We start from the raw sequence: 25,834 nt of genomic DNA, 5'->3' as shown, positions 1-25,834 counted from the left end.
GATCTCCTTTCGGTCCTCACGACCGCTCGGTCAGCTCCCCGAAGAACTGTTCTACGGCCGGCCAGACCCGGCCGCCACCGGAGAGGCCCTGCCACTCGCGGCGGACCAGGGCGGTCATCCGGAAGCAGTCGTCGACCGGCACGATCCAGTGTTCGTCGAGTCCGCGTACGGTGTTCACCAGCAGTGCCTCCACATCCGGTGCCATCGTGGCCAGCTGCGGCACCGCGGCGACCAGCCGCCGCCAGGCCGCCGCGTCCACCTCCCAGCGCATGGCCCCGGCCGGACTCGGTCCCTGCGCGGTGACCGTGCCGTCGGCGCGCGGCACGAAGAACACCAGCCCGACCGGCACACCCAGCACCCCGGTGTCGACCGGGGTCAGGCGGAGCCGGCGCCGGGGCACGAGCCGGTAGCGGCCCTCGCCCGCGCCGTCGTCGGCGAACAGCACCGAGCAGGGCCGGCACACACACCGCACCTCGGCGGCACCGGTGTCGTACAGGTGGGGGTGCTCCTCGCCCACGTCGGCGGCGCACAGCTCGCAGCGCTCGGCCGCCGCCGACTCGGCGCGGCCGGCAGTGGAGCGGATCACCCGGGCGAGCGCCCCGTCCACGCTCACCGCGCCTCCTCGGGCAGCGCCCGGCGCCGGATCGTGCTCAGTGGTACGAAAGCCGGAGCCGCCTTGCGCTCCTCGGTGACCGCCTCGACCGATTCCAGCTCCGGGGCCACGGCGAGGACGGCGGCCCGCACGGCGTCGACGACGCCCTCCGACCCACCGCCGCATCCCGAACCGCAACCGCCGCCGCTGTCCAGCCGGACCCGGGCCACCTGCCCCTCGACGCCGGCCCACACCAGGTCGCCGCCGCGTTCACGCACCGCCGGCCGCAATTTGCGGACCGCGCGTTCGGCCCGGCGCTCCGGCGGCTCGGGGTGGATGTCGTGGAGTACCAGCAGGTGACCGAGCAGCTCGTCCTTCGCCAGCGTCTCCCGCAAGGGCCGCTCCGCGTGGTCCAGTACCCGGGCGAGGGCCTCGCCGTAGACCTCGGTCAGCAGCCGCACCGCCTCCATGGCCGGTCCGGGAGCGGACTCCAGGCCGGCGAGCACCTCGTCGAGGCGGGCGAGCCGCGCCTCCACCGCGGGGTCCGCCAGCCGTACGGCGGTGTCAGCCATGGTCGGCTCCGTACGTCGGCGAGTGCACGGTGGTCAGGGTCTTGCCCTTGCCCATGTACATGTGGACGCCGCACGGCAGACAGGGGTCGAAGCTGCGGACCGTGCGCATGATGTCGACGCCCTTGAAGTCGTCGGGCCCGTTCTCCTCGAAGATCGGCTGGCCCTGGACGGCGTCCTCGTACGGGCCCGGGGTGCCGTAGATGTCGCGGGGGCTGGCGTTCCACGGGGTGGGCGGGTACGGGTGGTAGTTGGCGATCTTCTTGTCCCGGATCACCAGGTGGTGCGAGAGGACGCCGCGTACGGCCTCGTGGAAGCCGCAGCCGATCGACTCGTCCGGCACCTCGAAGTTCTCGTACACCTTCGTGTCGCCGCTCCGGAGCATGCCCATGGCCTCCTCCAGGAACTGCAGGGCCATGGCGGCGGCGTAGGCGATGAAGTACGGCCGGGCGCGGTCCCGCTCCAGGGTGTTGCTCCACTTCGGGATGCGCCACTCCAGGGTCGTCTCCGGCAGCTTCTCCCCCTTGGGCAGGGTGATGCGGATACCGCCGCCGGTCGTCTTGACGTACGGCGTGTCGACCAGGCCGCTCAGCGCGGTCGACCAGAGCCGGGCGAGGGGGCCGCCACCGGTGTCCAGGGCGAGGTGGTCACCGGTCTCCTTGTGGAACCAGCGGGGGCTCATCACCCAGCTGTAGTTGCCCTCGAAGTCCCGCTTCTGCGGCACCGGCACGGTGGTCTGGTTCCACGGGTGGCGCATGTCGACCGGGTTGCCGAGCGGGTCGTGGGTGACGAAGGGGTCCTCGTTGACCCAGTCCTCGTAGAACGAGCTGCCCAGCATGATGCGCAGGCCGAGGTTGATGTCGATGAGGTTGTTGGTGACCAGCTTGCCGTCCACGATGACGCCCGGGGTGACGTACATCGCCTTGCCCCACTCGTTCATCGTCGCGTACCGGTAGTCGACGACGTCCGGGTTCTGGAAGGCGCCCCAGCAGCCCAGCAGGATGCGGCGCTTGCCGACCTCCTCGTAGCCGGGCAGCGCTTCGTAGAAGAAGTCGAAGACGTCGTCGTTCATCGCCACCGCCTTCTTGATGAAGTCGATGACGCGCATCAGGCGGCTGAGGTAGTCGGTGAAGGTGTTCGGCTGCGGCATCGTGCCGACCCCGCCGGGGTACAGCGTGGAGGGGTGCACGTGCCGCCCCTCCATCAGGCAGAACATCTCCCGGGTGATCCGGCTGACCTTCAGCGCCTCCTTGTAGACCTCGCCCTCGAAGGGGTTGAAGGCCTTCATGATCTCGGCGATGGTCCGGTAGCCGTGGATGTCCCCGCGGGGGGCGTCGGTGCGCTCGGCGCGGGCCAGGACACCGGGGTTGGTGGCCTTGACCATCGCCTCGCAGAAGTCCACGAAGACCAGGTTGTCCTGGAAGATCGTGTGGTCGAAGATGTACTCCGCCGCCTCGCCCAGGTTGGTGATGTGCTCGGCCAGCTTCGGCGGCTTGACGCCGTAGGCCATCTGCTGGGCGTAGTTGGAGCAGGTGGTGTGGTTGTCGCCGCAGATGCCGCAGATCCGCGAGGTGATGAAGCCGGCGTCCCGCGGGTCCTTGCCCTTCATGAACACCGAGTAGCCGCGGAAGAGCGACGAGGTGCTGTGACACTCCACGACTTCCCGGTTGGCGAAGTCGATCTTCGTGTAGATCCCCAGGTTGCCGATGATCCGGGTGATGGGGTCCCAGGACATGTCGACGAGCTGGGCGGGTTTGCGTTCTGTGGGCCGGGACTCGGTGGTGGTCATCTGCGGTACTGCCCCTCGCTGTTCGGGTCGATCGGGTCGGTGTCGGGGTGGGGACGGACGGCCTCAGGCACGCCAGTGCGGGTCGTAACCGCTGGTCAGCTTGCGCTTGTTGTGGCGCCACTTCGGCTCGTGGTTCACCATGTCGTTCGTCAGGCCGCGCAGCCGGCGGATGACCGCCCCGTACGGCCTGATCACCATCGTCGACAGCGTGCCGCCCGGGGGCTCGTCCATGAACGGCATGAACGCGTCGGGGAAGCTCGGCATCGTGCAGCCGATGCAGATGCCGCCGACGTTCGGGCAGCCGCCGATGCCGGCCATCCAGCCGCGCTTGGGCACGTTGCAGTTCACGACCGGACCCCAGCAGCCCACCTTCACCTGGCACTTGGGAGAGTTGTAGTCCCTCGCGAAGTCACCCTGCTCGTAGTAGGCGGCCCGGTCGCAGCCCTCGTGCACGGTCTTGCCGAACAGCCACTGCGGACGCAGCATGTGGTCCAGCGGCGGCGGGGGAGCGGCACCGGCCGCGTGCTGGAGCACCCAGATCAGGGTCTCCATGAAGTTCTCCGGCTGGATCGGACAGCCGGGCACGTTGACCACCGGCAGTCCGGAGCGAGCCTTGAAGTCCCACCCCAGGTAGTCCGCGAGGCCCATGCAGCCCGTCGGGTTGCCCGCCATGGCGTGGATACCGCCGAACGTCGCGCAGGTACCGGCCGCGACCACCGCCCATGCCCGGGGCGCCAGCTGGTCGATCCACTCGTTGAGTGTCTGCGGCTCGCCCGTCTCCGGGTCGTTGCCGAACGACGTCCAGTAGCCGTCGCCCTCGATGATGTTCTGGTTCGGGATCGAGCCCTCGATGACGAGGATGAACGGCTCCAGCTCACCGCGCGCCGCCGCCCGGTAGGGGGCGAGGAAGTCCTCACCGCCCAGGCTCGGCGAGAGCACCTTGTTGACCAGGTTCACCTTCGGCAGCCCCGGGATGAGCCCGAGCACCACGTCCTCGATGGACGGCTGGCCCGCGGCGGTCAGCGACACCGTGTCGCCGTCGCAGCTCATGCCCTCCGAGATCCACAGGATGGTGATCTCGTCGAAGCCCTCCCTGGCCTCGGCCCTGGCGGGCTCGCCGCCGACTTCGGTGGTTCCGCTCTGTGTGGTCATCTCTTGGCCTCCGTTGCAGCCGGGTCTGGAAAACCGTTCAGGCCGCGGCCGTCGGGGCCGCGAGGGACGGTGCGGGGGGTTCGCCGGGGACGGCGGCCGGCCGGTGGTGGCCCGCGGGCCCCTCAGGCGTGGGCATCGGACCGTCCCCTCTCGTGGCGGTCGGCCGGGTGTGCGGGCGGCGGGGACCCCGGCGCGGCCGGGCCGCCCTGGTCAGCTGCGTCCGCGACGGCGAGCGGTTCCACCTCGTCGGGGCGGAAGTAGTGGAACCGGCCGTACCAGCCGTGCAGTTCGGCGGCGGGGTCGTCGTCCACGGTGACGGCCAGGTGGACGCTGCCGTCCACGTCGTGGAAGAGCGCGGAGACCCGCGCGGACCGCCCGGCCAGGAACATGTCCTGGGCGTCGGCGCCCCGGACGCGCGGACGCAGCCGCACCCGGCTGCCGCCGCCCACGGGCACTCCGTCCACCAGCACGGTGTCCGTCGTGGGGAAGAGGCCGTCGTCACCGCCCTCCTGCCACCAGGCCGGCCGGGCCGAAGGGGGTGCCTCGGCCGAAGCCTGAGCCGGGGTCAGGGAGCGGATGGTGCCGTGCAGCCGGGCGAAGACCTCCTGAGGCATGGTGTCCACACGGTCGACGATCCGGGCGGCGCGCGGATCGGTGGCCCGCGCCTCGGCCTTCTCCTCGTCGGTCAGCAGCATCGTGCGCAGGGTGAGGATCTCGTCGATCTCCGCCGCGTCGTGAAGATCGCCGGGACTCTCCGGCGCCACCTGCGGATGGTCCGGCAGGATGATCGGCGCGGAGAGCAGGGACGCGCCGGTGGCCCCGTCCTCGCCGCCGGACTGTTGCGGCGCCCCGCCGAGCACCGGGAACGTGAAGGCGTTGCGGCAGCCGCGCACCTGTTCCGCGAGGCCGGCCGGCGGATCGATCAGCGACACGAACTCGACGCCGTCGCCGATGAGAAGAGTGTGCGTGGCGAGCAGTGCCTGCCCCAGCACCGCACCGCGCGGGGCCGCCGGGTCCGGCGCCTCGTCGGTGTTCTCGGTGCGCACACGCAACCGGTACAGCTCCGGGGCAAGGGGCTCGGCCACGACCGTCGCCTGGGCCCGTACCTCCCGGCGCCGCCGCGCCGTCCGCCCCGCTCCGGCGGGCAACGGCTCGTACTCCGTACCGGCCGGCGCCCCCACCGCGACGGTCCTGCCGCCGCGCAGAAGCTCCTCCAGGGTGAGCACCAGCTCGGTTTCGCGGGGCACCGCTTCCTCGAAGGACAGGTGTGTGACGCCGTCCGCCGTCCGCAACGACTCGACCGGGCGGTGCCCCCCGTCTCCGTCGGCCGCCTCCACCTGCTTGTGCTGGAACTGCAGGTACCGCACTCGCACCCGGACGGCGGCATCCTCGCGCCGCGCCCGGACCAGGCACTCGGTCTGCTGGTACCAGGAGTCGGCGGAGCCGGAGAGTCCAGGCGTGACCGGGCCGTCCCTCTCCACCCAGTTCCGGGGCAGCAGTACGCCGAACTGCCAGCGGACCCGGTTCTTCGCCGAGGACCGGCGGTACGGGTAGAGCAGGTATCCCTCGTACAGCACGGCGTCCGCCACGGCACTCAGCGCACAGCCCTGGCCGGCTCCGTTCACCACGCTCGCTCCTCGCCACTCGTGGTCTGCGCTTCCCTCCCCACGGTCACACCCGCGACGCCGGCCCGCCCCTCCGGCGCACCGTCATTGGGCCGGACAGGGGAAGCGCCGCCTCGACAGCGGGCTGCGGTGACCGTGCGACGGCGGGGGAGAGCAGCGGGCGGGAGAGAGCGGCGCGGCGCCGGTCTCATCGACCGGCCGGCGCGCGCCGGCGATCCCAACGACCGGCTGGCCGCCGGTTGTGGGGCGAGGCGGCGGGCCGGGGGCGGTGCAGAGGTGGAGGGTGTCAGCGCAGTGGCAAGTAGTGCGTTACGAGGGACTGGGCTCGGTCCGCGTCCTGACCCGGGCCCGGGGGGCCTGCCATCGGCGGTCGCCGTCCTGAACCTACTGGAGGGTGAGTTGAGCGCTGCCGAGACGGGCGCGCACCGGGCCCGGGCGGGGTTGGGGGGGCGGGAGCGGCCGGTCATCGGGTGGTCGCGTGCGGCTGCCGCGGGGCACGACCCGGCGGCGCCGACCAGTGGATCGCCGAAGGGCTGCTGATCCATCTGCCCGAGGACGCGGCAGACATTGCTGCCGACCCGGATCAGCGCGCGGTCGGCGGCGGGCAGTCGGATGGGTCTGACGTTGGGCTCGCGCGGCGTGCTCGAAGCCCTTCGGCGCGACCGCCGTGCCGGGATCGGCGGCGCTCCCTGTGGATCTCGGAGATGCCCGGCGACCCGATGGGCCGTGGGGAGCGGTCAGCGGACGATGTCGGTCATCTCTTGTCGGCGCACTCCTCCGCTTCCGCCAGATACCGCGCAATCGGTCCCAACGTCAGCATCCCGCTCGCCCCGCCCGCGTGTTCGGTGCGGGCGGCGCGCAGGGCCGTCGCCGCGCGGGCGGCGAGCGGGCGTTCACCGAGGCGGGTGGCGGCGTGGGCGGTCAGGCACCAGAGTGCCTCCTGCATGTGATCAAGGGGTGGTTCCGGCGCCATGGCCAGGGCGTTACGGGCCTCCTGTGCCCGGTTCCGGGCGAGCAGCACCAAGGGGTGCGTCCAGGGCTGGTACGGGCCCCAGTCGAGAGCGGGATCGGTGGGGGCGGGACGACCGTGCAGGAGACGTAGACCCAGGAGGGCGAGGGCGAACAGGCCCCGGTGCAGCCCTGGCATGCCCGCTGTTTCGGCCAGGGCGTCTTCGGCGGCGCGATAGTGCGCTGCGGCCGTGGCGGCGGTCGGTCCGCCCGGTGCGGTGCTGCGGGCGGCTGTGACCCGGGCGCGGAACCAGCCAGTGAGTACGGGGACGAGAGAAGCCTCAGTGCTGACGGCGAGCTGCTCGGCGGCCTCGGCGTGTGCGGTCGCGGCGTCGAGGTCGCCGAGAGCGGAGGCGGATTGCAGGCGGATGAGCCGGCCGAGCACGGTGAAGTTCGGCAGCTCGTGCCGGGTGGCCAGGTCGAGGATCTCGGCGCCGATCACGTCCCGTGCCGCCGCGAGCCCAGGCCGGGTGAAGGACTGGAGGAACACGCCGTTGAGGGCGAAGACCAGCAGGGCGGGATCGCCCAGCTCCCGGGCCAGGGCCTCGGCCTCACGCGCCGCCTGTTCGGCGCGCGTCCGTTCGATTGCGGACAGATCGGCGGTGCGGCTTTCGACCGCGACGGTCGCCAGCAGGCGGGCGCGTAGTTCGGCGGGGCCGTCGGTGCCGAGCGCGGTGAGTGTACGCTCGGCCGCCGCGACGACGGCGCGTGACTGCTCGGGATCGTCGGCCCGGCTCCACAGGGCGGGCACGTCGTAGGCGCCGATGACGCGGGCGGTCAGGGCGATGTCTTCGGTGCGCTCGGCCGCCTGGACGGCGGCGAGGCGGTCGCGCCGCGAGTGGACGAGCGCGTCACCACCCGCCAGGGCCAGGGTGCGGGCGAGTTCGACGGTGGTGCGCGGTCCGAGTCGTACGCCGGCGGTCCACACGGTACGCGGGGGCTGGAGCGTCGTAGCTCCCTGGAGAATGTCCGTCTCCAGGCGCCGGAGGTCGGCACCGGGGTCTAGCCCGAGCTGGTCCGCGAGCATCGTGCGGGCGCGGCGGAGGGTGGCCAGCGCGTCCGCCTGACGGCCCGCTCGGTGCAGTGCGCGGGCCAGCAGCCCCCAGGCCGGTTCGCGCCAGGGGTGTTCGGTGACGTGGGCGCCCAGTTCGGCGACCAGCTCGGCTCCTGAACCGGAGTCGAGGAGGAGGCGGGCGCGCAGTTCCACCCCCTCCAGCCTCAGCTCTCCCAGCCGGGTCCGTTCGCGCTGGGCCCACGCGGAGCCGGTCACGTCGGCGTAGGCGGGGCCGCGCCAGGCTCTAAGGGCCGCGTCGAGGTCGGTCAGCGCATCCGGGGTACGCCGGGCACGGGCCAGGGCGTCCTCGAACCGGTGGACGTCCACGGTGTCGCGTGGCAGGCGCAGCGCGTAGCCGGGGCCTTCTGTGACGATGACGCGCGGCGGGGTGCGGGGCGGCCGGCTGGGTTCGAGGGCGCGGCGCAGCGCGGCGACGAACGTACGCAACGCACCCACGGCGCGCACCGGCGGCTCGGCCCACAGGTCATCCACGAGGGTGTCGGTGGGGACCATCCGTCCCCCGGCGGCGACGAGCCGGGCGAGTACTTCACGGTGGCGGGGTCCGCCCAGGTCGACCGTGGTGCCGTCGTCGCGGAGGGCTCGCACGGCACCGAGGACGTCGATTCGCATGCCCTCCATCTTCCGTGTCGCGGGTCTGCGGCGTCGAAGCGTACTGATCGGCTGCTGATCGCTGTCGCCCACGCTGATTCCGTCAGTCCTCGGACCAGGGCTTATGCCCGGTCCCCCGACCCCAGGAAGGGGCCTTTCGTGACGCTCGCGATTCCCGGTTTCGACCACGTTCGTCTGCCAGGCGCCGACGGAGTGGAGCTGGCCGCCGCCGTCGGCGGCAGTGGCAGCCCGGTCGTGCTGCTGCACGGCTTTCCGCAGACTCACCTGATGTGGCGGCACGTCGCCGAGCGACTCGCCGGCGAGCACACGGTGATCTGTCCGGACCTGCGCGGCTACGGCGCCAGCGACAAGCCGGCGGCCACCGGCCCCGAGGTGTACTCCAAGCGCACCATGGCCGCCGATGTCGTTGCCCTGGCGGGGGCGCTCGGCCATGAGCGCTTCGCTCTGGTCGGCCACGACCGGGGCGCCCTGGTCGCCTTCCGGGCGGGACTGGACCATCCCGAGACGCTCACCCACCTGGGCATCCTCGACGTCGTGCCGACCCTGGACATGTGGAACGTTTTGCACGGTGTCCCCGCGGCGGTCGGCTACCACCTGTTCCTCATGGCGCAGCCGCCGGGGCTGCCGGAGACGATGATCGCCAACAGCGCCGACGCCTTCTTCGGCTCCTTCCTCGACGCCTGGGCCAGTAACCCGGCTGCCATGCCGGAACCGGTCCGGGCCGCGTACCTGCGGACGAGCGCCGCGGCCGTGCCGTCGATCGTCGCGGACTACCGGGCCTCGGCGGGCATCGACATCACGCACGACCAGGCGGACCAGGATGCCGGTTCGCAACTGGCCATGCCCGTGACGGTCGTTCAGCAGGACTGGGGCGCGCGACTGGGCTACGACGCCGCCGCGGTCTGGCACGCGTGGGCGCCCGACCTGGACCACCGGCTGACCGGCGCGGGGCACTTCATGGCCGAGGAGGCGCCCGACGAGATCACCGAGGCGATCCGCGACCTGCTGCTGCGCTGAGCCCTCCACCCGGCCCACGGGAGGCGGCGGGCACGCCCCGCTTTCCCGGCCACCGGACCGGCTCCGCGATCCGGTGGCCGGGGGCCGGGGGCGGCCGTGGGTTCCCGGGCAGAACGACCGCCATGGTGACGACACGGACCGGTGAGCGTGGCGGGAGGGCAGGTGACGCACGTCGTGAAGCCGGCCGTCCCCCGCCCCGCGCGGTCAGGCCATTTCGACGTAGCGGTGGACCCGGTCGAAGCGCCGGGCCGCCACGTCCCGCCGGCGGACCACCCAGTGGGCCACACCGGAGTCCAGTTCCGGGACGTCCTCGCCGCACCTCCACGTGGCCAGGAGAGCCCACTCGTCGGCGCCCTCTCCGTGGGCCGTGCCGCCCTGCTCGGAGGGACCGCGATCCTCGGGACCACGGGCGTAGTGAACGGGGTCGTTCTGGGGCGAGACCGGGTGGCCGCCGATCTGCAAGGCCCAAGAAGGGCGGTAGCCGCCCACGCCTGCCCAGGCGTCGCCGAGTTCGTCGGCAAGCTCGAACTGCTCGTCCTCGGGACAGTCGCCCCATCTGTCAAGGGCGAAGCTCTCCGGCATCTGCGCGCTCGGCTGGTGCCAGACCGTGCGGAGCTCACGCGGCCGGTACGGCTCGCGCCAACCGTGTTCGAGGGGGCTCGGGGTTGTAGGGGACCCGGCGGGGACGTACAGCACCGCGTCGGACACCTGTCCCCCGATACCGTGCACATCCGTGCCGGAGAAGAGGAGCAGATGGCCGTCGGCGGGGAGCGGGAGGCCGGTGACGCCCGGCGGGAGAGCCGCGAGGTCGACGGAGGCCACGAAAGGATCGGACGGCCGTGGCACGCCGTGCGGCAGCATGGGGTCCCCGCCGACCCGGGCCACGAGGGGACCGTTACCACCCTCAGCCAAGTACGCCGCCGGACGGGCGACACGTATCCATTCCTCCACCTCCTCCGATGGCAGTGCCCGGGATGCCGCCTCGGCCCGGAAGCGGTTCACTCTGTCCATGCTCGCGTCGGTCACCGGGCCACCCTAACCGCCTCCTGATCGGGCAGCGGAAGGTCCGAACTCGCTTGGACGCGAGGCGATTTGGCGCTACTGGCCGGTGAAGCGCGATGTCGGCTGGGAGCTGACGATGTGTGATCGGCGAGGCATGCCGCTTTTGACGGCACGTGTTGATGCGGCCGAGTCGTGTCTGGGGCTCGTGACAGGGCTGTCACGGGTTCCCATATTGCTTGACCTTGTTCCCAAGGGAAGGGCAACAGTGTTTTCGTCGGCCCAAGGAGTGTGCTCGCTGGCCAGGCGGGACGAAGAGGGGGAGATCGCGTGACTACGACCTGCGTCGTTCTCGACATCGGCGGCGTACTGGAGATCACGCCCGATACCGGATGGGTGCAACGGTGGGAAAGACGGCTGGCGCTGCCGCTGGGTACCGTGCATGAGCGGATGCGCGACGTGTGGCGTGCTGGAAGTGTCGGGAGGATCAGCGAACACGACGTTCAGTGGGAAGTGGCATCACGCTTGGGTCTCGACGTTCACCAGGTCGAAGCCTTCATGGCTGACCTTTGGGCGGAGTATCTGGGAACGCCGAACGAGGAACTCATCGCCTATGTGCGGGGGCTGCAGGGACGATGCAGGCTGGGAATCCTGAGCAACAGCTTCGTCGGGGCTCGGGAGCGGGAGACGGCGCTGTACCACTTCGACGAACTGGTTGAGCAGATCGTCTACTCGCACGAGATCGGGATTCTGAAGCCTGATCTGCGGGCCTTCGAAGCTGTTTGCGCCTCCTTGGAGGTGGCGCCGGAGAGCTGTCTCTTCGTGGATGATGCCGCAGTCAACGTTGAGGCCGCCCAGGCGGCAGGCATGCAGGCGCATCTGTTCGAGGACAACATCGGGACGATCACGCGCATCGCCGCTCATCTGGACGCTGGGCCCTTGACTCCAGCACGCGTCCCACTCGGGTGACGAATCGCCTCGCGAACCGTCCGCCATGACGCCCCTCGTGTCCGGCCGTACCGTCCTCTCGCGGTCGGCTTCGAGGCTGGAAGGCTGGGCCGACGCGCTGGTCCGGCCTGCCGCCGGCGCAGACGTGGCCTGGATGGAGATGAGCAGGGGCCGTCCATCTTCATCCAGCTCACCGGTGAGCATGGCTGCCCTGAGGTTGTCGTGGAGGACGAGTCGGGGTCACCGGCGGCACAGCCTGGAGGAGCCGGATCAGCCGGGTGACGTCACTGCCGTGGCCGCCGGAAACCGATCACCGTACGCGACGCGTCTGCTGTCACACTGGTCTCATGCCGAAGAAGCGAACGTCAGACAAGAAATTCGCCGACGTCGTGGCCGCCATAGAAGCCGCGGAAGGATCCGATCCGGTGGAGGGCGGGCGCTCTCCGGCGAGTTCGGGCGAGCTTGTCGACGAGCAGGGCTGTCTGTGGACGAAGAGCCGGGGGCCGTTGGACGTCCGGCTGGTCAAGCGGCTCGTACGGGGCGCGGACGAGATGATCGTCGGGGAAGGTGCCGGGGAGGTGCTGCGGCCCGTGCCGGGGGAGGAGCGCGAGGCGGCGTGGGTACTGATCAAGGACGGACTCGACACGGCCGGGTCGGGGACATGGACGTACCAGGCGTACGAGTTCCACTCCGAGGACGGCCGCACCCTGCTGTACGTCGAGGAGTTCTGCTGACGCCTGACGCCTGACGCCTGACGCCTGACGCCTGACGCCTGACGCCTGACGCCTGACGGTTGGCGTACGCAGCTACGCGTCGGGGCGGTCAGGAGATCCCGACCGCCCCGACGTTCATGTCACCTCTCTCGGTTCACCGGCCCGCTGCTCACCAGCGGTAGTGGTTCGTGCGGAAGATCCGCCCGAATCGGTTGATGAAGTCGACGTGGACGTGGTTGCCGGAACCGCACGGCCCGCGGTAGCGGCAGCGGCCTCCGGTCCGCGCGACCTGCTTGGCGTGGCGGATCGCGGCGGACTTGCTGCTGAACCGGGTGGGGTGCCACCAGTTCAGGACGTTGCGCTTCTTGGGGATGTAGCGGGCGCAGTTGTGGACCAGCGCCGACCGGCCGTCGGTGGCCACGAAGTAGGTGTGGCTGCCGGCGACGGTCAGGTTGAAGACGGTGCGGACCGCCTGCGTGCGGCTGGTGGCCGTGACCGTCGGCGCGAACCCGGTCGGGTTCGACAGGCGCGAGCCCGGGATCAGCTGGAACGCGTCGATCCAGCCGCGGCCCTGGACGAAGAACGGGTGGTTGGCGGTCGCGGTGATCTTCTTCGACCGGCCGTCGCCGTCCGCGTCCACGGACAGGGTGACGAGATCCTTGGTGCCGTGACCGATGATCACGTCGGAGACCGGGGAGATGGTGGTCTCACCGGTGATCTCGTCGACCGCCTGGACCAGGTCGCCGACCTCCACCTGGCTGATCGGCAGGGTGCTGCCGTCGGCCATGACGACCGGCGTCTCGGGCAGGAAGGAGTTCCAGCGGCAGCTGCGGCCGATGGCCCGTGCGGCCCGCAGGGCGCGGTAGCCGCGGTAGGCGCGGTAGCCCCAGGCGGCGGCGCCGAGTCCGGGGATGAAGCCGGCCGCGGTGAGCGCGATGTCCCACTTGTTGCGCCAGGCCCAGCGCTTGGCCTTCTTGAAGAACTTCTTCCAGCCCCACTTGCCGTCGAGGTCGAAGCAGTTGACGGGGTCGGCCGAGCAGTACTCGTAGGCGTTGGCGTTGCCGCCGCGCTGGGGGTCGACGGACAGGAACCTGCCGGTGGCGGGGTTGTACTGGCGTACGCCCATGAGGGTGAAGCCGGCCACCGTCTCGCTGGAGCGCTGTTTGCCGCCCAGCCAGCCGTAGCGCACGGCCTGCTGCTTGTCGCGCGGGTTGCCGTACTCGTCGGTGTCCAGAACGATCGGGGCCTCGCCCGCGTTGAGCGGGAGCTGGAGTGCCACGTCGCCGTGGATGTCGGTGAACTGCAGCACCGTGTCACCGGTGGCGCTGGTGACCGCGCCGAGGTTCCCGGAGAGGGAGTCCACGTTGCGGGTCAGGGCGCCGGTGGCGGTGTTCTCGATGATCCAGCGCGGATTGTCGTTGTCGCCGTCGTAGTGGTTGAGCTTGTTCTCGGTCGGCGACCAGGTCCCGCCGCTGTTGCTCTCCACGGTCCAGCCGCGGAAGCGCAGGGCGGCGTCGAGGGTCCAGGTCTGCCGCTTGGTTCCGACGGTCTGCTGGTAGGCGAGGTCGTTGGCGTAGTAGCCGACGCTCACGCCGCCCGGCAGGGTGGTGGTGCGGCCGAACGCGTCGTAGGCGTAGCCCGTGTCGGTGATGCGGTCGGCGCTGTCGAACGTCGAGGTCTTGCTGGTGCCTCCGGTGGTCGGGCAGTCCAGACCGGGCGCCGAGGCGGCCGTGGTCAGGGATGTGCGGTTGGCGTGCTTGTCGAATCCGTAGGTCCGCCGGGTGCAGACCGTGTCCACGGTGTCGTCGACCTGGACGAGACGCCCGGCGGCGTCGTAGCGGTAGGTCTGGTCCGACCAGCCGGCGTGGCTGGTGGTCTGGCCCTGCACGGACTCGGTGACCGCGTCGGACATCACCACGGTGCCGTCGCTGTCACGGGTGTAGGTGCGGTCGACCGCAGCGCCGGTGGTGTCCTCGGTCTGGGTGGCCGTGTAGCCGCCGGGCAGCTTCTCCGTGGCGACCGAGCCGTCCGCGTCGTAAGTCGCCTGGAAGACGCCCGCGACGGAGTCCGTGGCCTTGGTGGCCAGGCCGCGCGGCTCGACGGTGTGGTCGTACGTGAAGGTGACGCTGGACGGGACGGTGTCGCTGACCTTGACCGGGCGGTCCAGCAGGTCGTACTCGGTCGTGGTCTTTCCGCCGTCGGCGTCGGTGTACGAGGCGAGCCGGCCGAGCTTGTCGTAGACCCGCGTGATGGTGCCGCCGGTCGGCGACGTCGTACGGGACTCCTGCCCGGTGGCCGGGTCGTACTCGGTGGTGGCGTCCGGGACGGCCTGGCCGGTGCCGCCGGTGACCTTCACGGTGACGGGACGGCCCGCCGTGTCGTACGTGGTGGTCGTGGTGCGGGTGACGCCGTTCGCGGTGTCGGTGCCGATCGTGGCGTTGCCCCACCAGTCGTACTCGGTGGTGGTGGTCGGCAGTTGGGCCGGGTTGCTGCCGCCACCGGTGATGGCGCCGCCCGGTCCGGTGGAGCACACCAGGTCGGCCCACTCCGGGCGGCCGGCGCACGCGCCGGTGCCGGTCGCGGACCAGTAGGAGGTCACCACGGTTCCGGCGTCGGCGCCGGTGCTGCCCGTGTTGTACGTTTTGACCACACGGCCCAGCGAGTCGTACTCGGTCGTGGTGGTGATCGCCAGGCCGGCCGGGTCCTGGACGGACTTCACCGGCAGGCCCTTGGCCCAGTCGTACACGGTCTGCACGACGCGCGTGTCGCCGTGCACACCGGGGTGCTCCCGGACCTGGGCGCCGGTGGTGACCTTGGTGACCTGGTCCTTGACCTTGGCGGTGCCGTCGGTCGGGCGGCCCTCGTCGTAGGCGTTGACCGTCCAGCTGCGGGCGGTGACCGGCGAGCCCGCCGCCACCAGGGTGGTGGTGCCGGACTTCAGGTCGGTCGTGAGGTCGATACGGTGCAGCGGGCCGAACTCCTCCAGCTCCCGGGTGCCGTTGCCGTTGTAGACGGACTTGGTGGTGAGCAGGTCGGCGCGTTCGGACGAGGCGAGCGAGGCGATGCCCAGCTCGGCCTGCGTCGCACGGTCCTTAGCGGTCGTGCCGAGTGCCACGTCCCGGTTGGCCGCCGTCAGCTCACGGACGGTGTTGCCGAAGCGGTCGTACTCGGTCGTGGTGATGTGCCCGCCGGGCGTCGCGGCGTTCACCGCACGGCCCGAGGCGCCCATGTAGGTGATGTCCGCGCGCTGGTAGGACGTGGCGGTCAGGGCGCTGCCCGCGTTCGACGCCGGGACGGCGTCGGCGGGGAACACGGCGGTCGCGTCGGTCGGCGCGTCCGTCTGGCCCCAGGCCCGCACGTCGGCGGCGCCCATCTTGTAGGGGGCGCTGGTGCCGGTGAGCGGCACGTCGTAGACGACGCTGGTGGCGGCCTCTCCCTCGACGACGTCGAGGGTGCCCTGCTTCAGCGCGGGCCGGGACGCCTTGAGCAGCATGCCGTCACCGGCGGCGCTGCCGGAGCCGGCCTTGCCGTACGTGAACGTCCACGGCAGCTGACCGGGCGGGGTGACCTGGGTGACGCGGCCCGCGGCGTCGTAGCCGTACGTCGTCTTCAGCGCGGGGCTGATCAGCGGGTTCCAGGTCTCGGTGAGCCGGCCGGCGGCGTCGTACCGGTAGGTCTGGACGACCTTGGAGGTCGCCGCGGCGGCGCCGGGGTCGGTCGACCACAGGCGGATCTCCTTCACCTGGCCGGCGAAGTCACCGAGGGTGGTGGCGTTCGCGGTGGTGGTCGTGGCGTACACGAACTCCAGCGAGCGGCAGCCCTTGGTGGCCGGGGTGGCCGTGCAGGTCGCGGCGGACGCGGCCGACGTCGGCGCGATGACGCGCTTGGGGCGGGCCAGCGTCTTGCCGGAGACGTTCACCGTCTCGGAGACCACGGTCGTGGAGGTCTGGGCGAGCCCGTCCATCAGCGCGCTGGACACCTGCCAGGTGGTCGCGGCCGGGTCCGGCTTGGTGAACTCGGTGACCGTGCCCTCGGTGTCGGAGAGGGTGAAGCTGCCGGTCACGCTGCCGGTGAGGGTCAGCTCCTCGGAGCCGGGCTCCGGTATCCAGCCGGTCTTCGCCGCGTTGGCGGTGAAGGAGATCTCCTCGCCCTCCAGGTCCACCACGGCCACGGCCGTGTCGGAGATCCTCTGAAGGTGCGAGTAGTCGGAGTCGGTGGCCTCGGCGGCCGTGCCCGACACCCACTCCTTGCCGAAGATGGCCACCTGACCGGCCTGCTGCGCGCCGGCGTCCGGCTTGCGGGAGGACGCGGTGCGGGTCACCGACAGGTCGAAGTGCGTGGTGTCGGTGGCGGACAGGGTGAAGTCACCGGTCAGCAGGTTCAGCTGGCCGGGGCCGATCTCGTCGGTGGCGGCACCGGAGGCGGTGCGGTCGACGACGACGTTCAGCGGCTGCGTGCTGCCCGAGGCGCTGTTGGGCCCGGTGAAGTCGGCCTTGATCTGGACGGTGCCGTCCGGGTCGACCGTGCTGGTCGCGTCCCACACCAGCGGGGCGTTGCGGCCGGCGGTGAGCGGGACGGGCCAGGCGGTCAGCGGGGTGCCGTCGGAGGTGACGTGCGCCGCGGGGATCTGCGTCCATGCGTCGGCCTCGGAGCGGCGCCAGGAGAACGACACCTTGTCGTACTTCGATCCGTCGGCCTCCGCGACGAGCGGCAGGCGTCGGGCGGTGCGCTCGCCCTCGTCGGGCTGGACGAAGCCGCCCGGCCCGGCGTGGAAGGTGTACTCGACGGCCTCGGACTTGTTGTCGGCCTTGTCGACCTGCCGGACCTGCAAGGTGTGCGTGCCGTCCTTGGGCGGGGCGATGCTGAGGGCCTTGGCGGCGGTGGACCCGCCGGTCGAGACCTTCGTCCAGGTCACGCCGTCCAGCGTCCACTCCAGCCAGTTGTGGTCGGTGCCGCTGGGAGTGACCGTGAAGGTGCCGGCCTGGCCTGCGCCCCTGACCCACGCGGTGGACGGGTAGTCCGTGGACGTGATCGAGGTGGGGGCGGAAGGCGCCGAGGTGTCGACCGTGAAGGTCTTCCACTCCGACCAGCCGAGGTTGTAGTGCGTGCCGTCGTACGGCGACGTACGGAACTTGTACGTCTTGCCGTTGCCGAGCACGCCGGCCGGGACGGTCACGGAGGCGACCTGCCCGGAGTTCACCCACGGCGAGACGATGACGTTGCCGACCTGGGTGTTGGTGGCGGAGTCGAAGATCTGGAAGGTGCCGTTGACCTTGTCACCGTTGGGGTCGACGAAGGTGTCCCGCAGGGTCGGGGTCGTGGTGTTGACCACGTAGGCGCCGCTGTAGGAGTAGTACGGCGGGCCCGCCTCCTGCTTGGTGCCCGTGCGCGGCCGGTAGTTGTACGTCACGACCAGCTTGGGCGGGTTGGCGGCGGCGTTGGCGGAGTTGACGCGCTTCCACTGCCCGGTGACGGTCTCGTCGGAGGCGCGCAGGCCCATGTGGGACTTCGCGGCCTTCGCCGACGCCCACTCCTGCACCAGCGTGGTGACGTCGGCGTTGATCCAGCCGTCCGGCTGGGTGGTGCAGGAGGCGTTGCCCCGGGTTTCCGAGGACGTGGCCTTCTGCGCGATCCACGCCGGCTGAGCCGTCCAGCGCGAGGAGGTGGAGGCGGCCCCGGTGGACCACACCTCCCACGGCTGGTTCGGGCAGGAGGAGCCGGTGTAGTTGCCGGAGTGGAAGTTCCACAGCGACAGCTTGGCGTCCATCACCAGTGCGTCGGCGATCGGCGCGGTGTTCCAGGAGATGAACGAACGGGCCGTGCGGAAGGTGCCGTCGGCGTTCTTCGTCCCCGGGTTGCCCAGGTCCAGTTCGGTGTCGGCGGACCAGTCGACGGTCTCGCCCTGCTGGACGTAGGTGTCGAAGACGTTGCTGAGCGCGGAGGTGGACGGGTCGACCGTCACCGGGTACTTCGTCTGCGGATCGGCGAGGAACTTCTCGTCCGGGGTGAGGACGAGGTCGACCGAGCCCCTGCGCTGGACCACCTTCAGGCCGACCTTCGCGCGGTGGGTGTGCTCTCCGGAGACCTTGTCGGTCGTGGCGTCCCACATCACGGGGGCGGGCATGACGGCCCGCCTGTTGTTCTTGCGGTCGGTGAAGAGGACGCTGCCGTCCTTCAGTTGCTTGACGTTCAGGCCCTTGGCCTTCAGCGGCAGCGTGTAGGTGTAGCCGGTCGTGGCCGGGCGCTGCCGGATGTCGACGTACTGCTCGTATCCGGTACGGGTCGCCTCGACGACGACGTCGGCACCGGGTAAGGCGTCCACGTAGGTGGCGCGGGTGCCGTCGAGCTTCGGCTTGGGCAGGCCGCCCTTCCACTGCAGGGTGATCTGCTGGTCGCCCTCGCCCAGGGTCACGAGGTCGCGCGCCCCGGCGGTGGCCGCCTCCCGCAGCGAGCGGGCCTTGGCGCCGCCGCCGACGTTGAGCCGCAACCCGTTGGGGTGGCCGACGGGCTCGACCGCGCCGCCGGCCTGTTCGACCAGCGTGAGGTCCACCGGGCGCCAGCGGCCGTCCTCCTGGAACCGGATCGGGCCGGCCGTGAGTTCGGTGGTGAGTGAACCGTCCTTGTTCGCCCACGTCGTGGAGGTCTCGGTCCGTTCGGAAAGGGCCTCGACACGTCGCCCCGACAGGCGCGCGGCCACTCGGGCTGAGGGGATGTCAGCGGCCTGTGTCACGGCCGGCTTCGACTGCTTGGCGGCCTTGTCCGCGTCGGCGGCGGCCGCCGTACTCGCGCCGTCGAGCAGCGAGACGGCCAGGGCCAGGGCAACGCTCCCCGCCACGTAGCGGAGTGTTCCCCCCGACCAAGGCCTGCCCCGCTCATGAGGAGCGGGCTTATGGATCGTCATGAATCTCGGCTTCTTCGTAGTTTGCTGTGTGCCACCTGTGTGACACCGTTGCAAAGGTAAGAGGGAGGTAAGAGGCAAGGAAGGGCGACAAGTTGGCACAACTGATCCTTGATGGGGCTCAAGTGCGCAGTGATATGAGTCACCGAGCCGGCCTGGGCGAAGTTGAGGCTTGCCCAGAACCATCACCTGTGGGATCAGATGACCAGCCAGGGGTGCCGCGATGGTGGGAGAAGGATCTCGCGTACCGCGGACGGTGGGCGCACCTTCCTCAGCGGCGGTACGCCGGCCCGCCCTGGTGCCAGGCGTAGCCACGGACCGGGTCGAGCTGAAGTTCATTGGGACCCGTACAGTCGGCGCCCAGGTGGCCAGGCGCGAACGCAGAGGACAGCCAGGTTGGGGCCGTGTGCGCCAGTTGGACCGCAGCGCCCGAGCCAGTTGTCCCCGAGTGCCAAGGGTTCGAGGGTGGCAGGACACCGTCTGGGTGGGCTACGAAGCTGCACGCCACCCGGCGGATACGGTCTCCTCGCTGTCGGCTCGTGGCAGCTCGCGCCCGGTGCTGCGGGCGGGGTCGCGGCTGGACGCGGCCGCTGCGACGAACGGGGCACCCCAACGGCTCGGGTTCGATGGCCCAGTGCCCGCGGGGGACGTCGGAGCGAGCCCGACCGTCAGGTCAGCCTGCGGAACGCACTCCTGGTCCGGAAGGCCGTATGCGGCTGACCGGAGCCGCCGCTGATTGACGCGTGCGGATCGTGGAAGAAGTGCTTGGCAGGGGTGGACCCTGCTTCGGGGAAGGGGGCACGGGCATGGCCGCAGACGCCAACTCCATCAGGATCACCGGGAAGGTGCAGGGGCGGGACATCGTCCTGACCGGTCCCATGTCGAAGGACGAGATCCGGGACAGGGTGTGGTGGTGGCAGCTCCCCGCCACGGAAGACCCGAACCAGCCCGATGAAGTCCCCCACGTATACGACGACTCGGCTCGTGACGTGATCGCAGCCCTGGGCGGCTACTACGAGGTTCCCCGCGATCCCCACGCCTCCGAAGCGAGCGATCTGATCGACATGCTGTACACGGAACTGCACCCGGGGGAGTGATGGAGCCGCACGTGCGGCCCGCTCCCCGCCGTTCCCCGGTGCGGTCGCTGCAACGACCGTGGGTGTCGCGGCCAGGCAGTGGACGGCGAGCACGGTGGCCCGTCACCGGCAGGATCTACCCCGTGATGCTCTGGCCGGACTTCCGGGCCCCCGACTTCCTCGCCTGCCTGTACGCCTACCGGCACCACTGACCGGCAGGACACACCGTGATGCAGGCCGTCCACGACGCCTACGGCCGCGTCACCCAGCACACCGATACCGAGGGCAGTAACGGCCACCTTCTCCGCATCCAGAGCCCGGAGGCCTTGGCCGGAAGTGACATACACAGGCCTGCCGGCATGGCCAACGCAGCGAACTCACACCCGTCCTCAGCAGCGCATTCTGCCCAGCGCCGCTCGCCGGTCTTCCGAACTTCCCCAACCCGGTCGTCGCCGAGTCGCTGCTGGACCGGCTGATCAACTCCAGCCACCAGGTCATCATGAACGGCCCCAGCTACCGGCCCAACAAGCGACCGAGGGGACCCACAACCCCGACCGGACCACCGGGGCAATAGGCAGTCCGGCGGATCACCGGTCGGCTCGGCACCGCTGTCAGTGGTGCGGAATACGATGCGGGGATGCGAGCTTCAGGAACCTTCAAAGTGGCCGACTTCACCCCAGCTCCGGTGCCGAGCCCGGCGATCGAGACCGCGGTGCCCGTCGGCCTCGCCACGATGAACAAGCAGTACGAAGGCGAGGTCGTCGGGCGCTCCGCCACCTTGTTCACCGCGGCGTTCGACCAGTCCACCGGCACGGGCACCTATGTCGCGATGGAGTCCTTTGAGGGGGAGCTCCATGGCCAGTCGGGTGCCTTCAACTTTGCACACTCCGCAACCACCCTGGGCGAGGGCAGGCAAGGCGACTTCTTCATTATCGTTCCGGGTAGCGGAACGGGTGAGCTGGTCGGGATCACCGGGGCCGGAGGCATCGCCGTCGACCCTGACGGCACACACCGGATCTGGTTCGACTACGACCTTGGCCAATAGCCCAACAGCTCAAGCCCTCAGCGTGATATTGAGTTCCGCGCTGACGCCGGACGGCTAGCGTTCCCCCGCCCCTCCGTCTGCCCCACCTCTCTTCCCGTCGAGCATCACATGGCCATGAGGTGGGGAATTACGTGCACACGGAGGGTTGGGAATCGGCTGACCGTCGACAACGTGCTCACCAACAGCGAGATCGCCGCCTTGCTCATGTGGTTCGATCGACCGCCTCAAGTACGCCGGCGTCGTGGTCGGTGCCGAGGAGGGCGACCCGCTCACCATCACCTATGTCACCGGCGATGTGAGGCAGGGGCTTTACGGGTTGGGGCGGAAGGCATACGAGACGCACCGAGCCCTCGACGCCTACCAGCTGCTCGACGTCATCGGGCCTGACGCTACGACTCCAACACGATACGGGCGCGCGGCAGCCGCAGCGCCCCCGACCCCCGGCACGGCCGCCCGTTTGATTCCCACCGGTTCCTTCGGCTCTGCCGCAGTCGGCATTTACTGCGGCCGTTGCGCACGCGTCTCCGCGATCGAGCATGCACCCGAATGTGGTTCCGCTGTGCGGACTTGAGGGGAGAGGACGGTCAGTGTCCGACGCCGACCAGGCCCGGTGTCAGCATGCTTACCTGGGTGATGCCCCCAGATCCTCCGTCACGGGCAGGCACTCGGCGAGCAGGTCGACTACGTCGTGCCAGGCGCGCTGCGCGTGCCGTGGGTGGTAGCCGACGCCGGGGACTGTGGGGTGGTCTACCGTGGGGTGGTGGAAGGCGTGCAAGGCGCCGCCGTAGACCGTGAGGCGCCAGTCGACGCCCGCGGCCTGCATCTCAGTGGTGAACGCGTTTCGTTGTGCGGGCGGCATGATCGGGTCTTCCGATCCGACCCCGGCCCACACCGGGCAGCGGATGCGCGCTGCCTCGCCCGGTCGGCCCGTGGTAGTTGCGTTGACCGTTCCGATCGCGCGCAAGTTGACGCCGGCTCGCCCGAGTTCCAGCGCGATCGCGCCCCCGGTGCCGTAGCCGATGGCCGCGATCCGGTCGGGGTCGGTCCGCGGCTCGGTGCGCAACACGTCGAGCGCCGCATGGCCGACGCCCCGCATCCGGTCGGGGTCGGCGAGCAGTGGCATGCAACGGGCGAGCATCTCCGCGGGGTCACCCAAATAGCGCCCGCCGTGAAGGTCGAAGGCCAGCGCTACATATCCCAGCTCGGCGAGAGCATCGGCCCGGTGGCGCTCGACGTCGCTGAGTCCCATGCCCTCCGGTCCGAGCAGCACCGCGGGCCGGCGGTCGACACCGGCCGGGAGCGCGAGGTGCCCGATCATCGTCAAACCGTCGGCCGGGTACTGGACCGTACGCGTCGTGATCGTCGTCATGAGACTGGACTGTAGGGATCGTCAAGCGCGGTACGGCCGGTGTTCTGCCGCTGGCAGAACAGCGCGGGTGCCCCTCTGAAATACGGCGAGGGCTCACAAGAACCGTCACAACCGCCGTTCCCGCGTCGGCACTGTCGGAAAGCCACACCAGGCCCCAGACGACGCTCAACATCACCACCAACAACACTGAGCCGAATGGGTGACGGGCGACGGGTGCTCAGGGCTTCAAGATCATCCCGTTGCCCCTTTGGTGCGTATCTCGGTCACACCCCTTCTGTGGCTGAGTGCGTGCGGCGAGCTCCGTTCAGTACGGAGTCGAGCAGGCCGGGGAACAGCGCGTCCAGGTCGTCACGGCGAAGCCGCACGAGTCGAGATCGGCCCTTGACGGTTGTCCAGGTAACTCCCGCCTCGCGCAGTACCCGGTAGTGGTGGGACAGCGTTGTCTGGTGAACGTCCAGGTCGCCGCCGATGGCGTTGCAGCTCTCCTCGCCGGTCACGGCGAGCCGCTGGATGATCTCCAGTCGTACCGGATCGGCCAGTGCACGCAGTACCTCCACCATCCGGATCGCCTCGGTCGCCGGCTGGGACACCTCACGCATCGCTTCCCTCCGTCCGTGCCAAGACCTGAGCTTACCCACTCATTGATTCATGGACAAGCATCCATGTATTGCTTACAGTGCCGATCACCTACCTGCGCGGCACTCCGGAAAGGCGGAATGATCCTTGCTGAAACGACTCCTTCCCCTGGCCCTGGCGACGTTTGCTGTCGGCACCGACGGCTACGTCATCGCGGGCTTGCTCCCGTCCATCGCTGCCGACCTTGCCGTGTCCACCCCGGCAGCTGGTCAGCTAGTGACAGTCTTCGCTCTGACGCTGGCCTTGTCGGCGCCGGTGATGGGGGCCCTCACCAGCGGCCTGGATCGGCGGTCGGCATTGCTGATCGCATTGGGTGTGTTTGTGATCGGCAACGCTGTCACCGCCTTAGGCACCAGTTACGCGGTGGTGATGGCCGCCCGGATCGTTACTGCCGTGGGAGCGGGCATCATCACCTCCGCTGCCTCCAGCACCGCGGCGGCCATCGCGCCGCCGGAACGCCGTGGCCGCGCGCTGGCCTTCGTGTTGGGCGGACTGACCTTGGCGACCGCGCTGGGACTGCCGCTCGGCACTCTGATCGGCCGCACCGACTGGCACATCACCCTGTGGGCCGTTGCCGGGATCGGCCTGCTGGCGATCGTCGGCATCATCGTCGGTCTCCCCAGCGTGACGCTCCCCGCAGCTTCCCTGTCCGACCGCCTGCGTCTGCTCAAGCAGGGCCGCGTACTGGCACTGCTGGCGGTCACCTCCCTCGCTTTCCTCGGTGCCTACACCCTCTACACCTACATCGCCCCGGCCTTGCGGGACGCCACTGGGGGCGACGAGTCGCTCCTGACCCTGATCCTGCTGGCCTGGGGCGTCGGCACCCTGGCCGGGAACATCGCGGCCGGACGCCTGGTCGACCGTCACGACTCCGCCCGAGTCCTCACCGGCTCCCTCGCCCTCGCGGCTGTGGTCCTGGCACTGACCCCGCTGGCGACACGTGCCCTCGCACCTGCCATGGTCTGGGCGGCGGTCTGGGGCGTGAGTGTCGGCGTCATCGTCGTCCCGCAGCAGCACCGGCTCATCGCCCTCAGCCCCGCCGCCGCGCCGGTCCTGCTCGGTCTCAACTCGTCGGCGCTCTACATCGGCGTCGCCCTCGGCGGCGGTTTCGGCGGGTTGGCACAGGAATGGTTCGGCCTTGCCTCAGCCGGACTTGGGCTGGTGGCTGCCGGCGTCACCGGCCTCACCCTCCTATGGCACCTGAGGACCACGCGCCGCCCCGTCGCGCCGGCCCCTGTGACGCCGGCGCCGACCTCGGCCGGCCCGGAGAAGTCCAAGGCGTGACTGGTCCCTCCTCATGGTGTGTCCCCGGGGTTGATACCCGCTCCGGGGCACACCGTTACGCACGGGCAGCCTCAACAGTTGGGAGGCACTGTAGAGGCGCCGACCTGTGCGTACGGGGGGTTGGTGGAGTTTTTGGTACTCAGGCGGCCGTGCCGAGGCCAACGGTGGTCAGGTCCTGCTGGCGCAGCGGGGTGGAGCCGACGTCGAGCTTCGGGTCGTACGCCTCCGGCTCGATGTCGAGTTGGTGCGTGCTGTACTCGCCGAACCCTTTGATGTGCTCGGTCAGGTACGGCGAGATGTGGGCCAGGTCCTCGGGATCGATCTCCCATCCCTCTCCCAGGAGTTGGCGGACGATCTCGGCGATGTCCAGGGCATTGTGGAAGATCACCGCGTTCGTGAGCAGAGAATGGTATTTCATCGCCTTGCCCGACTCGACCTTGTTCGTCGCGGCCGTCACCCGTCGGCGCAGCGGTGCGTCCGTCAGACACCGCAGCAGTTGCATGGCACGGATGACGCGGCCGACCTTGCGGAAGGCGACGTACGTGACGCTCTTGTGCGACCCGGACCGCAGCCTCTTGAGCAGCGTCGCCGAGGAGATGACGCCCTCACGCACCGAGACGGCCACCCGCATCACGTGCCGGAACTGGGAGTCGATCAGGTCGAAGCCGATATGGCGCTCCATGAAAAAGGCCATCCCGTGCTCGGGGTGACCCCGCACCTACTCGGTGGATCTTCCCGGGTATCTGGCGTTCACCCTGCTGACGAACCCGCCGCGGAGGTCTACCAGATCCGGTGGCGAGCACGGGCGGGGCGACGGTGCGACCTGAGCGCTCAGGGTCACGATTGGGGTGGTCGCAGGGCGCCGGCGATGACGGTGGTCACCATCTTCTGGATGGCGGCGGTCGGCGGTGGGGCGCTTGCCCGGTCGGCGAACAGCAGGTGTCCGGCCCCGACGAGGGTGGGGGCGAGGGTGTCGATGTCGGCGTCGCCGGCCAGGCGCCCCAACTCCCGCTCGGCGGTGAGGTAGGCGGCGATCATGGCGGTGCCTTGCACGGCCAGTGGAAGTCCGTTCAGACCGGCCTCGCGCAGCCGGGCGCGGAGGCCGTCGCGGAAGGTGATGAGCGCGACGATTGCCACCGTGACCGGCCCGAACAGGTCCTGCAGTGCGCCGGCGAGGTTGTCCGCCACGCTCCCGGTGCCGGCGGCCGCGCACAGGGTCGTGGTTCGCTCCTCGATGCTCCGGATGCGGTCGAGGACCAGTTCCGCGAGGAAAGCGTCGAAGTCGGTGAAGTGCCGGTGCAGCACACCCTTGGCGCAGTTCGCCTCCTCCGTGACCGCCCGGCTGGTCAACGCGCCGGGCCCGTCCCGCAGCAGGACGCGCTCGGCGGCTTCGAACAACTGGCCGCGCACGTTGTGGATGTGCACCCCTG

Annotated in this window: 18 protein-coding genes and 1 pseudogene; 7 read left to right on the top strand and 12 right to left on the bottom strand. The window is 70.2% G+C overall.

Annotation, left to right across the window (positions count from 1 at the left end):
• Nucleotides 1-16: 16 nt before the first annotated feature.
• The 5 genes from C3489_RS08205 to C3489_RS08185 all read right to left on the bottom strand — a co-directional run bounded on the left by C3489_RS08205 (nucleotide 17) and on the right by C3489_RS08185 (nucleotide 5,730).
• Nucleotides 17-613, bottom strand: a complete 597-nt coding sequence (locus tag C3489_RS08205) for a DUF5947 family protein (protein ID WP_103781079.1) — start codon at nucleotides 611-613, stop codon at nucleotides 17-19.
• Complete coding sequence (locus C3489_RS08200) at nucleotides 610-1,164, bottom strand: NifU family protein (protein WP_103781078.1); 555 nt, start codon at nucleotides 1,162-1,164, stop codon at nucleotides 610-612. The genes C3489_RS08205 and C3489_RS08200 overlap by 4 nt, the downstream gene beginning before the upstream one ends.
• Nucleotides 1,157-2,950: a nickel-dependent hydrogenase large subunit gene (locus C3489_RS08195; RefSeq protein WP_103781077.1), complete on the bottom strand. Its 1,794-nt coding sequence runs from the start codon at nucleotides 2,948-2,950 to the stop codon at nucleotides 1,157-1,159. Before C3489_RS08195 ends, C3489_RS08200 begins: the two co-directional genes overlap by 8 nt.
• A gap of 63 nt (nucleotides 2,951-3,013) precedes the next feature.
• Entirely contained in the window at nucleotides 3,014-4,102 is a 1,089-nt protein-coding gene (locus tag C3489_RS08190) for a hydrogenase expression protein HypE (RefSeq protein ID WP_103781076.1), read from the bottom strand.
• A gap of 122 nt (nucleotides 4,103-4,224) precedes the next feature.
• A complete protein-coding gene (locus C3489_RS08185) occupies nucleotides 4,225-5,730 on the bottom strand; it encodes a hypothetical protein (RefSeq protein WP_258054603.1) in 1,506 nt (501 codons plus the stop codon).
• 480 nt (nucleotides 5,731-6,210) lie between these two features.
• Between C3489_RS08185 and C3489_RS39185 the strand changes: the two are divergent.
• A pseudogene (locus tag C3489_RS39185) lies at nucleotides 6,211-6,452 on the top strand (class I SAM-dependent methyltransferase); the annotation flags it as partial.
• 29 nt (nucleotides 6,453-6,481) lie between these two features.
• On the opposite strand, the gene C3489_RS08175 reads toward C3489_RS39185, so the two are convergent.
• Complete coding sequence (locus C3489_RS08175; protein ID WP_103781075.1) at nucleotides 6,482-8,419, bottom strand: AfsR/SARP family transcriptional regulator; 1,938 nt, start codon at nucleotides 8,417-8,419, stop codon at nucleotides 6,482-6,484.
• 138 nt (nucleotides 8,420-8,557) lie between these two features.
• Between C3489_RS08175 and C3489_RS08170 the strand changes: the two genes are divergently transcribed.
• Complete coding sequence (locus C3489_RS08170; protein ID WP_103781074.1) at nucleotides 8,558-9,436, top strand: alpha/beta fold hydrolase; 879 nt, start codon at nucleotides 8,558-8,560, stop codon at nucleotides 9,434-9,436.
• Between the two features lie 204 nt (nucleotides 9,437-9,640).
• On the opposite strand, the gene C3489_RS08165 is transcribed toward C3489_RS08170, so the two are convergent.
• Nucleotides 9,641-10,447 carry a YwqG family protein gene (locus tag C3489_RS08165; protein ID WP_258054611.1) on the bottom strand — a complete coding sequence of 269 codons (807 nt, stop codon included), beginning with the start codon at nucleotides 10,445-10,447 and terminating at the stop codon, nucleotides 9,641-9,643.
• Nucleotides 10,448-10,765: 318 nt separating this feature from the next.
• Between C3489_RS08165 and C3489_RS08160 the strand changes: the two genes are divergently transcribed.
• Together C3489_RS08160 and C3489_RS08155 are read left to right on the top strand one after the other, a co-directional pair.
• Nucleotides 10,766-11,404: an HAD family phosphatase gene (locus C3489_RS08160; RefSeq protein WP_103781072.1), complete on the top strand. Its 639-nt coding sequence runs from the start codon at nucleotides 10,766-10,768 to the stop codon at nucleotides 11,402-11,404.
• Between the two features lie 326 nt (nucleotides 11,405-11,730).
• Entirely contained in the window at nucleotides 11,731-12,117 is a 387-nt protein-coding gene (locus C3489_RS08155) for a hypothetical protein (protein WP_146075288.1), read from the top strand.
• A gap of 148 nt (nucleotides 12,118-12,265) precedes the next feature.
• Here the strand turns inward: C3489_RS08155 and C3489_RS08145 are convergent, their stop codons facing one another.
• A complete protein-coding gene (locus tag C3489_RS08145) occupies nucleotides 12,266-18,907 on the bottom strand; it encodes a polymorphic toxin-type HINT domain-containing protein (protein ID WP_258054610.1) in 6,642 nt (2,213 codons plus the stop codon).
• An 893-nt stretch (nucleotides 18,908-19,800) separates the two neighbouring features.
• Between C3489_RS08145 and C3489_RS08140 the strand changes: the two genes are divergently transcribed.
• Together C3489_RS08140 and C3489_RS08130 are read left to right on the top strand one after the other, a co-directional pair.
• Complete coding sequence (locus C3489_RS08140; protein WP_103781070.1) at nucleotides 19,801-20,091, top strand: hypothetical protein; 291 nt, start codon at nucleotides 19,801-19,803, stop codon at nucleotides 20,089-20,091.
• Nucleotides 20,092-20,707: 616 nt separating this feature from the next.
• A complete protein-coding gene (locus C3489_RS08130; RefSeq protein WP_103781069.1) occupies nucleotides 20,708-21,115 on the top strand; it encodes a DUF3224 domain-containing protein in 408 nt (135 codons plus the stop codon).
• A gap of 622 nt (nucleotides 21,116-21,737) precedes the next feature.
• On the opposite strand, the gene C3489_RS08120 is transcribed toward C3489_RS08130, so the two are convergent.
• Together C3489_RS08120 and C3489_RS08115 are read right to left on the bottom strand one after the other, a co-directional pair.
• Nucleotides 21,738-22,484, bottom strand: a complete 747-nt coding sequence (locus tag C3489_RS08120; RefSeq protein WP_103781068.1) for a dienelactone hydrolase family protein — start codon at nucleotides 22,482-22,484, stop codon at nucleotides 21,738-21,740.
• Between the two features lie 263 nt (nucleotides 22,485-22,747).
• The gene (locus tag C3489_RS08115; RefSeq protein ID WP_103781067.1) at nucleotides 22,748-23,083 is read right to left on the bottom strand and encodes a helix-turn-helix transcriptional regulator; all 336 of its coding nucleotides are present in this window, start codon (nucleotides 23,081-23,083) and stop codon (nucleotides 22,748-22,750) included.
• Between the two features lie 124 nt (nucleotides 23,084-23,207).
• On the opposite strand from C3489_RS08115, the gene C3489_RS08110 reads away from it, so the two are divergent.
• Nucleotides 23,208-24,404, top strand: coding sequence for an MFS transporter (locus C3489_RS08110; protein ID WP_103781066.1), 1,197 nt, complete (start codon nucleotides 23,208-23,210; stop codon nucleotides 24,402-24,404).
• A 139-nt stretch (nucleotides 24,405-24,543) separates the two neighbouring features.
• Here C3489_RS08110 and C3489_RS08105 read toward each other — a convergent pair whose 3' ends face one another.
• Both C3489_RS08105 and C3489_RS08100 read right to left on the bottom strand, forming a co-directional pair.
• On the bottom strand, nucleotides 24,544-25,086 hold the full coding sequence (locus tag C3489_RS08105; protein WP_181139564.1) for a Tn3 family transposase: 543 nt from the start codon (nucleotides 25,084-25,086) through the stop codon (nucleotides 24,544-24,546).
• Between the two features lie 155 nt (nucleotides 25,087-25,241).
• Nucleotides 25,242-25,829: a helix-turn-helix domain-containing protein gene (locus tag C3489_RS08100; RefSeq protein ID WP_103781064.1), complete on the bottom strand. Its 588-nt coding sequence runs from the start codon at nucleotides 25,827-25,829 to the stop codon at nucleotides 25,242-25,244.
• Nucleotides 25,830-25,834: the final 5 nt, after the last annotated feature.

The organism is Streptomyces sp. Ru71 (assembly GCF_002920535.1).
In the GTDB taxonomy this organism is placed as follows: Bacteria; Actinomycetota; Actinomycetes; order Streptomycetales; family Streptomycetaceae; genus Streptomyces.
This window is presented reverse-complemented; position numbering and strand designations above follow the sequence as displayed.

Excerpts from the sequence above, each read along its gene's own strand:
- C3489_RS08200 (WP_103781078.1), bottom strand. The coding sequence starts at position 1,164 with ATGGCTGACACCGCCGTACGGCTGGCGGACCCCGCGGTGGAGGCGCGG.
- C3489_RS08195 (WP_103781077.1), bottom strand. The coding sequence starts at position 2,950 with ATGACCACCACCGAGTCCCGGCCCACAGAACGCAAACCCGCCCAGCTC.
- C3489_RS08190 (WP_103781076.1), bottom strand. The coding sequence starts at position 4,102 with ATGACCACACAGAGCGGAACCACCGAAGTCGGCGGCGAGCCCGCCAGG.
- C3489_RS08175 (WP_103781075.1), bottom strand. The coding sequence starts at position 8,419 with ATGCGAATCGACGTCCTCGGTGCCGTGCGAGCCCTCCGCGACGACGGC.
- C3489_RS08165 (WP_258054611.1), bottom strand. The coding sequence starts at position 10,447 with ATGGACAGAGTGAACCGCTTCCGGGCCGAGGCGGCATCCCGGGCACTG.
- C3489_RS08155 (WP_146075288.1), top strand. The coding sequence starts at position 11,731 with ATGCCGAAGAAGCGAACGTCAGACAAGAAATTCGCCGACGTCGTGGCC.
- C3489_RS08140 (WP_103781070.1), top strand. The coding sequence starts at position 19,801 with ATGGCCGCAGACGCCAACTCCATCAGGATCACCGGGAAGGTGCAGGGG.
- C3489_RS08130 (WP_103781069.1), top strand. The coding sequence starts at position 20,708 with ATGCGAGCTTCAGGAACCTTCAAAGTGGCCGACTTCACCCCAGCTCCG.
- C3489_RS08120 (WP_103781068.1), bottom strand. The coding sequence starts at position 22,484 with ATGACGACGATCACGACGCGTACGGTCCAGTACCCGGCCGACGGTTTG.
- C3489_RS08115 (WP_103781067.1), bottom strand. The coding sequence starts at position 23,083 with ATGCGTGAGGTGTCCCAGCCGGCGACCGAGGCGATCCGGATGGTGGAG.
- C3489_RS08105 (WP_181139564.1), bottom strand. The coding sequence starts at position 25,086 with ATGGAGCGCCATATCGGCTTCGACCTGATCGACTCCCAGTTCCGGCAC.